A 1,308-nucleotide genomic window follows, 5' to 3' on the forward strand; every position below is an offset into this window, starting at 1 on the left:
TTCTTGAAGAGGTTCTGGCAGGCTGGACACCCGCCTCGATACGTCGCCTTTCTCAATCCGTCATCACCCACATTCCGGTATAGTTCCATGCCCGATGCTCGCGCTCTGGTGCGCATGGGGCGAGCCCTGGTCGAGCTGTACTGCGCCTCGTTCCGACACGCCCCGAAGCAGATCGTGCTCGACCTCGACGATACCTTCGATGCCGTCCATGGCGATCAGCAACTGCGCCTGTTCAATGGCCACTACGACGAATACGGCTTCCAGCCCATGGTGGTGTTCGATGGTGAAGGCCGTTTCGTCACGGCCGTGCTGCGCCCGGCCAAGCGACCCAAGGGCAGCGAGATCCGAGCTCACCTGCGCCGGCTCATCCGAGCAATCCGCGCTCACTGGCCCAGCACCCGCATCCTGATCCGGGCCGACAGCCATTACTGCGGCCCGCTGGCGATCGATTGGTGCCGCGCCAACGGCGTCGACTTCATTCTCGGCGTGGCGACGACCTCCACTCTGCGCCGGCACGTCACGGGCCTGGAGGCGAGCGCCAGGGCGCGCTATAGCGCGACGATTAGGATGAGCGGTGCGTCAACTATGGTGAGCGCCTGCGAGCCATGGTGATGCCGCTCAAGCTAATTGACGCCGGGCAGCGCGCTTTGCCGCGGCTCCTCTGAACGGCAAGGTGCGGCGCTTCACGGAGTTCTTCGATGGGGCTCAAAGTTGGAGCCGGGTCGAGCGCATCATCGCCCGGGTCGAGGCCGGCGCGCAGGGCAGCGACACGCGCTTCATCGTCACCAATCTTCCCGGTGGCCGCGCCAAAACCCTCTACGAGCGGATCTACTGTCGGCGGGGCATGGCGGAAAACCACATCAAGGCCTGGAAGGCGCATCTCTCGGCCGATCGCACCTCCTGCACCAAAGCGACGGCGAACCAGTTCCGGCTGTTTCTGCACGCGGGCGCCTATTGGCTGATGTGGGGTCTGCGCGTGCTGATGCCGAAGCGCTCACTCTGGCGCATCGCGCAATGCGATACCTTGCGGCTGCGGCTGATCAAGATTGCCGCCCGGGTGGTGGAACTGAAAACCCAGATCCGGCTGCACTTGCCGAGCGCCTGTCCTGACCAGACGATCCTGCGGGTGGTCCTCGGCCGGATGCCGCGTCTCGTCACCTGATCGCAGGGGCGCACACGCCCCTGACCTGAGCCCTGTCCCGTCCACCCGCAAACCCGCCATCCTCGTCCGCCCAGCCGAAGGCTCGGCGGTGGTGAAGTCATGCCTGAAATCCGGTCGGAACCACCAGCAAGGCTCGCACAGCAGAC

At 65.0% G+C, this 1,308-nt stretch carries 1 pseudogene; it reads left to right on the forward strand.

What is annotated here, in order from left to right:
• Positions 1-75: 75 nt before the first annotated feature.
• A pseudogene (locus JKL46_RS34795) lies at positions 76-1,162 on the forward strand (IS1380 family transposase); the annotation flags it as partial.
• Positions 1,163-1,308: the final 146 nt, after the last annotated feature.

The sequence above is a fragment of the Microvirga zambiensis WSM3693 genome, from assembly GCF_016735695.1.
Classification (GTDB): Bacteria; Pseudomonadota; Alphaproteobacteria; order Rhizobiales; family Beijerinckiaceae; genus Microvirga; species Microvirga zambiensis.